Below are 6,403 nucleotides of genomic sequence, written 5' to 3'. Positions count from 1 at the left end.
GGGGCCCCGCCCCGCCCCCCCCAGTACTGCGGGCCCTTCCGCGCGGCGCGGGGGTGGCCCGCCAGGTCCCCCCGTAAACACCCGCGGGGGGGGGGGGGGCGCCCCCCCCCCGCTACACCTCGTTAAGCAGAGTTTTCCCCGGCTCCATCCACAGCGCGCAGGGCCCGCCGGACGGGCTCCACCACAGGCCTCAGGGAACTTTTTACACACAGCCTGTGGAAACAGAAAGGCCAGATCAAAGCGGCGTTTCGGCGCAAAGTTTTTTGGTTTTCCACAGCACTTCCCACACCTTCTGCACAGACGCGTCGGCGTTTCGCCCAGATTATCCCCAAAGTTATCCACAGGTGGAGTTGTGGGCGCGCCGAGCAGGTTCGTAGGGTGGAGCGACGTCGACGGAAGCCCGCCGAAGATCGGCTCGCAGAAGGCTGCGGAGCACCCGGCGCGCCCGCGCGTCATCCAGCCGGCGGCGGCGCATGCTGTATAAGAGGGCCGCATCGAATGGTGCGCACCCGGAACAAGCAGAACTGAGGAGAGTACGTGTCGATCGCCCACATCGGTCTCGCCGACAGCCGCGAACTGGGCGAGGTCCGTTCTCCCGAGCGCACCCCACCGCACGACCTGCTGGCCGAGCAGAGCGCCCTCGGCGGCATGCTCCTCAGCAAGGACGCCGTCGCCGACGTCGTCGAGGTCGTGCGCGGCACGGACTTCTACATCCCCAAGCACGAGATCATCTACGACGCGATCCTCTCGCTGTACTCGCACGGCGAGCCGACCGACGTCATCACCGTCACCGACGAGCTGACCAAGCTGGGCGAGCTGTCGCGCGCCGGCGGCGCCGAGTACCTGCACACGCTCACGAGCCTCGTCCCCACCGCCGCGAACGCCGGCTACTACGCCAACATCGTCACCGAGAAGGCGCTGCTGCGCCGACTGGTGGAGGCCGGCACCCGCATCACGCAGATGGGCTACAAGGCGGAGGGCGAGGTCCTCGACCTCGTCAACAACGCGCAGGCCGAGATCTACTCCGTCACCGGCCACCAGGAGGTCGAGGACTACGTCCCGCTCACCGAGGCGGTGACGGTCGCGATCGACGAGATCGAGGCGGCCAAGCACAAGGACGGCTCGATGACCGGCGTGCCGACCGGCTTCGCCGAGCTCGACGAGCTGACCAACGGACTCCACCCCGGCCAGATGGTCATCGTCGCTGCACGCCCCGCCCTCGGAAAGTCCACGCTGGCGCTCGACTTCGCACGCGCCGCCGCCATCAAGCACGACATGCCGACCATCTTCTTCTCGCTCGAGATGGGGCGCAGCGAGATCGCGATGCGCCTCCTCTCCGCCGAGGCGACGGTCCCGCTGCAGCACATGCGCAAGGGAACGGTCGACAACCGCGACTGGACGACCATCGCCTCCACGCGCGGCCGCATCAACGACGCCCCGCTCTACATCGACGACAGCCCCAACATGACGCTGGTCGAGATCCGCGCCAAGTGCCGCCGCCTCAAACAGCGCGTCGGCCTCAAGATGGTCATCATCGACTACCTGCAGCTCATGACGAGCGGCAAGCGCGTCGAGAGCCGCCAGCAGGAGGTCAGCGAGTTCTCCCGCGCCCTGAAGCTTCTCGCCAAGGAGCTGCAGGTCCCCGTGATCGCCCTGTCCCAGCTGAACCGTGGCCCGGAGCAGCGCGCCGACAAGCTCCCCGCCCTGAGCGACCTCCGCGAGTCGGGCTCGATCGAGCAGGACGCCGACGTCGTCATCCTCCTCCACCGCGAGTCCGCCTACGAGAAGGACAACCCCCGCGCGGGCGAGGCCGACCTGATCGTCGCGAAGCACCGCAACGGGCCGACTAAGACCGTCACGGTGGCGTTCCAGGGCATGTACTCCCGGTTCGCGGACATGGCGCCGATGTAGCCAGAACCGTCGGCGTCGCCGTCGGTCGCGTTCCGGGAGGCCATCTCATGTCACCTCTCCGTGCAGCAGAACCACCTTCTCTGACGTGTCGATTTTGTATGCGCTCGCACGTCGTACTGCTGAGTCGACATCTGACGTCGACCAGAATCAGAAGGAGTTCATCATGTCTGCTTTCGTTTTTGCTTTCCGCAACGACCCCGCTGTGAACGCCACCGAGGAGGAGGTCGCTGCCTGGGGCGCCTGGTTCCAGAAGCTCGACTCGGCGGTAACCGACATGGGCAGCCGCGTCGGGGCGACCAAGCTGCTCGGAACGTCCGCCGGAGCCAACGCATTGTCCGGCTACGCGCTTGTCGATGCGGCTGACCTGACTGCGGCGACCGCGCTTGCCGAAGGATGCCCCGGCCTCTCCTACGGGGGCAGCGTCGAGGTGGGCGAAATCATCCCGATGTAGACCTGCGCGGTTGCCGTGCCACACTGTCGGCGTGACCCTCCTGCAGCTCGTCCACGCGTCCTGCGCCACCGCTCCCCCCTCCGGCGGGACCTGTGTCGACACCGTGGTCATCACCGGAGGGCCACCGACGTGGCTGCTCGCGGTCATCGTGGTGGTCGTCGTCGTGGTGGTCTTCGTCCGGACCTCCACCCGCTTCCGGCGCTAAGCTTCCCCGCATGGCCAAGCACCGCGTCGTCGCGCCCGTGTTCGCACCCGGCGAGAAGGTCATGGGGCCGCCTTCGTACTTCCCGAGCATCGAGAAGAACTACGGCCGCCCTGTGCAGGAGTGGCTCGACCTTGTCGTCGAGCGGCTCGACGGCGGCGCGACCTACATGGAGGCCGTCGGCTGGTTGAAGTCGGAGTACGGGATGGGTCACGGGCACGCCAACGCCCTCGTCGGCTACGCGAAAGGCAAGTTGGCCGAAGGCGCCTGAGCGGCGCGCCGACCGGGGCCGTTCGATAGCCGGTCCATAGCGTTCTCCGAGGGCGGATCATCCTCAGGGAGGACGCGCCCGCCCGCCCCGGCACGTCAAATGGAAACATGAACACCGTCCTCATCCCGTTGCTGCAGGGCGCAGGTCCCGTCGCGCTCGCGGTGGTGTCGTTCGCGCTCGCCTTCACCTGGCCTTCCCTCCTCGAACCCGTCGCGCGGCTGGGGTCCGAGCGTGCGCGGCTGGCGGGCCTCTCGGCAGTCGGAGTTCTGCTCCTGGTCGCGGCGGGCATCGTCTATGTCGCGCCGGGGGTCTTGCTGAAGGACGACTTCGGCGCCTTCGTGGCGGCGCCGCTCGCCGTCACCTGGACAATCGTGGCCGTCGCGCTGGCGGTGCGCGCGCTCTTCCAGACCGGCGTCGCCCGGGTCGTGTCGGCGGGCTTCGCGATCGCGACGCTGTTCGGCGCCGCGGCCGGCATCCTCGTCGCACTGAGCTGGAACCACCCCATCAGCGGCACCGTCCTGCCCACCGGTGCGTTCGTGCTCGTCGTCGGGGCGCTCGCCTGGCTCGTCGCGTGGGCGCGCCCGGACGCCGACGACCTCCCCGCGCTCGCCTAGCCGCGGGCGCACCATTTCCCCCCAATCTGAGGATTCGCAGCGGCGGCGGGAGGCTTCCGCGCGGCAAACGCGCAGGTAGCCCGCGACTAGACTGGGACCGCATCCTGACTGAGAGAGGTCGCCGAGTGGCACCCGCCGTTCCCCAGAATCAGGGCGATCCGAACTCGAGCCGTTATTGGGTCGTCCCCGCTGTGCGCGCGATCGTCGCGCTCGCCGCGGCCGCCGTCGTCACCTTCACCCGCGACGCGCACACTCCCCAGTTCGGCCTCATCGTCTTCGGCGTCTTCGCGGTGGCCGACGGGCTCGCAACCAGCGTCCTCAGCCTCCTGTTCGCACCGAAGGGCCTCTCCCGGACGCTATTCGCCGTGCAGGGCTGCATCGGCATCCTCGCCGGAGTGTTCGCGATCGCCCTCAACACCAGCGGGCTGGGCCTCTACCTCTACGTCGTGACCGTGTGGGCGGCGCTCACCGGCATCCTCGAGCTCTACAGCGGTCTCCGCGAGCGCCGGAACGACGCGGCCGCGCGTGACTGGCTCATCACCGGAGGGCTCACCGCGATCCTGGCCCTGGTGCTCGTCTTCGTGCCGGCCGACGCCGTGCTCGCCATCGGCCTGTTCGGGGCCTGGGCTGTGATCGTCGGCGTCTTCCAGGGCATCGGCGCGGCCTCCCTGCGATCGGCGGCCCGCTCCGCCGCGGCCGCCCGCCGGACGGAGAGCGGAACGTGACCAAGCGCGACAAGAAAGACCCCAGCGTGACCAACAGCCTCCAGCCGACCCGCCGCGACCGCTTCCTGCCCGCCGAGCTGCTCGGCATCTCCGCGGGACTCGGCGTGTTCGTCGGCCTCATCGTCCTGATCGCGACGCGGGAGTTCATCCTCGCCGGCGTCGCGCTCGGGATCGCGTTCATCCTGTCGCTCGTGCTGATGGCGCTGTTCGCCCTCGCGTTCAAGCCGAACGCGGCCGAGGTGGAGGACATCCACGAGCAGGACGTCGAAGCCCAGGAGAAGGCCGCGGGCCACGGCGACGCCCCGAAGCCGGGCACCCCGAACGACGGCGACGACCGGGAGCCCCGCGGGCACTGAGCCCCGCGGCGCCCGGCGTCTGCGGCGTCAGAGCCGGTCGACCAGCTCCGACGCCAGCCCCACGTACCCGGCGGGCGTGAGCGCCAGCAGGCGGTTCTTCGCCGCCTGACCGATCTCCAGGCCGTCCACGAACGCCGTGAGCGCCTCGTGGTCGACGCGCTTGCCGCGGGTCAGCTCCTTGAGCAGCGCGTACGGGTCGGAGATCGTGGAGCGGCCGGCGGTGACCTCCGCGCGGATGACCGTCTGGATGGCCTCCGCCAGAACCTCCCAGTTGAGGTCGAGGTCCGTCGCGAGCGCGGCGCGGTCGAGCGAGATCTGGGCGAGGCCGCGCTGGATGTTGTCGAGCGCGAGGAGCGAGTGGCCGAGGCCCACGCCGATGTTGCGCTGCGTGGTCGAGTCGGTGAGATCGCGCTGCAGGCGGCTCGTCACCAGCGTGGCGGCGAGGGAGTCGAGGACGGCGCTGGAGAGCTCGAGGTTGGCCTCCGCGTTCTCGAACCGGATCGGGTTGACCTTGTGCGGCATGGTCGAGGAGCCGGTCGCGCCGGGCTCCGGGGTCTGCCGGAAGTAGCCGAGCGAGATGTACGTCCAGACGTCCGTGCACAGGTTGTGGAGGACGCGGTTGGCGTGCGAGATGCGGGAGTACAGCTCCGCCTGCCAGTCGTGCGACTCGATCTGAGTGGTCAGCGGGTTCCAGTCGAGGCCGAGGCTCTCCACGAACTCCTGCGAGATGCGGGGCCAGTCGGCGTCGGGGTCGGCGACGAGGTGCGCGGCGAAGGTGCCGGTCGCGCCGCTGAACTTGCCCAGGTACTCGGTGGCCTCCACCTGCGTGCGGATGCGGTCGAGGCGGTGCACGAAGACGGCGAGCTCCTTGCCCATCGTCGTGGGCGTCGCGGGCTGTCCGTGCGTGCGGGCGAGCATGGCGTCGTCGCGGTACTGGACCGCCTGCGCGCGCAGCTCGCCGATGACGGCGCGGAATGCGGGCAGCCACACCTGGGCGACCGCGGCGCTGACGGTGAGCGCGTAGGAGAGGTTGTTGATGTCCTCGCTGGTCGCGGCGAAGTGCGTGAGCTCGGCGATGTGGTCGAGACCGAGGGCATGCAGGCGCTCGCGCACCAAGTACTCGACGGCCTTCACGTCGTGCTTGGTGGTGGCCTCCAGCTCGGCGAGGCGGTCGATCTCGGGCTGGCCGAACTCGTCGGCGAGGGCGCGGAGCTGGCCGACCTGCTCGTCGGTGAGCGGGGAGGAGCCGAACATCCGGTGGCCCGTCAGGTAGATGAGCCACTCCACCTCGACCTGGACGCGCGCCCGGTTGAGGCCCGCCTCCGACAGGTGGTCGCCGAGGCCGAGCACCGCGGACCGGTAGCGGCCGTCCAGGGGGCTGAGCGGCTGGGGAGGCAGGGCGGTCATGAGGCTCCTCGCGGAATCGGCGTGGTGGGATCGCCTCTATTCTCCCGCACTCGCGAGGGGCTCAGCGCTCGCGCGTGAACGGCCGGAAGATCAGGCCGATCAGCCAGGCGATGATTCCGAGCACCAGGGCGCCGAGGACGCCCCACCAGAAGCCGGCGACGTGGAGGCCGAACCCCATCAGGCCGCTGATCCACGACACCAGGAGCAGCAGCAGCCCGTTCACGATGAACGAGATGAGCCCCAGCGTCAGGATGTAGATCGGGAAGGCGACGATGCGGATCGCCGTGCCGACGATCGCGTTGACCACGCCGAAGATGAGAGCGACGAGCAGGTAGGTCAGGACGGTCGCCGTGGTGCCGGGGGCGTAGGGGACGACGGTGATGCCGCTGACGATGAGGGTCGTCAGCCAGAGGGCCACCGCGTTGATGATCACCTTGAGCAGGAATCGCATGGCCACATCCTCCCA

The 6,403-nt window shown here is 69.2% G+C and carries 9 protein-coding genes; 7 read left to right on the top strand and 2 right to left on the bottom strand.

Features of this window, described 5'->3' with window-relative positions:
• The first annotated feature begins 537 nt into the window (after window positions 1–537).
• The 7 genes from dnaB to ACFRFH_RS05590 all read left to right on the top strand — a co-directional run bounded on the left by dnaB (window position 538) and on the right by ACFRFH_RS05590 (window position 4,530).
• Window positions 538–1,911, top strand: coding sequence for a replicative DNA helicase (gene dnaB / locus ACFRFH_RS05620; protein WP_382462012.1), 1,374 nt, complete (start codon window positions 538–540; stop codon window positions 1,909–1,911).
• A gap of 163 nt (window positions 1,912–2,074) precedes the next feature.
• Window positions 2,075–2,362, top strand: coding sequence for a hypothetical protein (locus tag ACFRFH_RS05615; protein WP_382462011.1), 288 nt, complete (start codon window positions 2,075–2,077; stop codon window positions 2,360–2,362).
• Between the two features lie 31 nt (window positions 2,363–2,393).
• Window positions 2,394–2,567: a hypothetical protein gene (locus tag ACFRFH_RS05610; protein ID WP_382462010.1), complete on the top strand. Its 174-nt coding sequence runs from the start codon at window positions 2,394–2,396 to the stop codon at window positions 2,565–2,567.
• Window positions 2,568–2,577: 10 nt separating this feature from the next.
• Entirely contained in the window at window positions 2,578–2,835 is a 258-nt protein-coding gene (locus ACFRFH_RS05605) for a DUF4287 domain-containing protein (protein ID WP_382462009.1), read from the top strand.
• Between the two features lie 107 nt (window positions 2,836–2,942).
• The gene (locus ACFRFH_RS05600) at window positions 2,943–3,449 is read left to right on the top strand and encodes a hypothetical protein (protein ID WP_382462008.1); all 507 of its coding nucleotides are present in this window, start codon (window positions 2,943–2,945) and stop codon (window positions 3,447–3,449) included.
• Between the two features lie 191 nt (window positions 3,450–3,640).
• Window positions 3,641–4,174: a DUF308 domain-containing protein gene (locus ACFRFH_RS05595; protein ID WP_382462007.1), complete on the top strand. Its 534-nt coding sequence runs from the start codon at window positions 3,641–3,643 to the stop codon at window positions 4,172–4,174.
• Window positions 4,171–4,530 carry a hypothetical protein gene (locus ACFRFH_RS05590; RefSeq protein WP_382462006.1) on the top strand — a complete coding sequence of 120 codons (360 nt, stop codon included), beginning with the start codon at window positions 4,171–4,173 and terminating at the stop codon, window positions 4,528–4,530. The genes ACFRFH_RS05595 and ACFRFH_RS05590 overlap by 4 nt, the downstream gene beginning before the upstream one ends.
• A gap of 27 nt (window positions 4,531–4,557) precedes the next feature.
• On the opposite strand, the gene purB is transcribed toward ACFRFH_RS05590, so the two are convergent.
• Together purB and ACFRFH_RS05580 are read right to left on the bottom strand one after the other, a co-directional pair.
• A complete protein-coding gene (purB, locus tag ACFRFH_RS05585) occupies window positions 4,558–5,937 on the bottom strand; it encodes an adenylosuccinate lyase (RefSeq protein WP_382462005.1) in 1,380 nt (459 codons plus the stop codon).
• A gap of 61 nt (window positions 5,938–5,998) precedes the next feature.
• Complete coding sequence (locus ACFRFH_RS05580; RefSeq protein WP_382462004.1) at window positions 5,999–6,388, bottom strand: phage holin family protein; 390 nt, start codon at window positions 6,386–6,388, stop codon at window positions 5,999–6,001.
• Window positions 6,389–6,403: the final 15 nt, after the last annotated feature.

This window comes from Leifsonia sp. NPDC056824 (assembly GCF_042789575.1).
Taxonomy (GTDB): domain Bacteria; phylum Actinomycetota; class Actinomycetes; order Actinomycetales; family Microbacteriaceae; genus Leifsonia.
The sequence above is the reverse complement of the archived record's forward strand: the minus strand, read 5'-3'. Positions and strand labels throughout refer to the sequence as shown.

What these genes read in the sequence shown, in the direction of transcription:
- ACFRFH_RS05600 (WP_382462008.1), top strand. Translation starts at nt 2,943, where the DNA reads ATGAACACCGTCCTCATCCCGTTGCTGCAGGGCGCAGGTCCCGTCGCG.
- purB (WP_382462005.1), bottom strand. Translation starts at nt 5,937, where the DNA reads ATGACCGCCCTGCCTCCCCAGCCGCTCAGCCCCCTGGACGGCCGCTAC.
- ACFRFH_RS05605 (WP_382462009.1), top strand. Translation starts at nt 2,578, where the DNA reads ATGGCCAAGCACCGCGTCGTCGCGCCCGTGTTCGCACCCGGCGAGAAG.
- ACFRFH_RS05580 (WP_382462004.1), bottom strand. Translation starts at nt 6,388, where the DNA reads ATGCGATTCCTGCTCAAGGTGATCATCAACGCGGTGGCCCTCTGGCTG.
- ACFRFH_RS05615 (WP_382462011.1), top strand. Translation starts at nt 2,075, where the DNA reads ATGTCTGCTTTCGTTTTTGCTTTCCGCAACGACCCCGCTGTGAACGCC.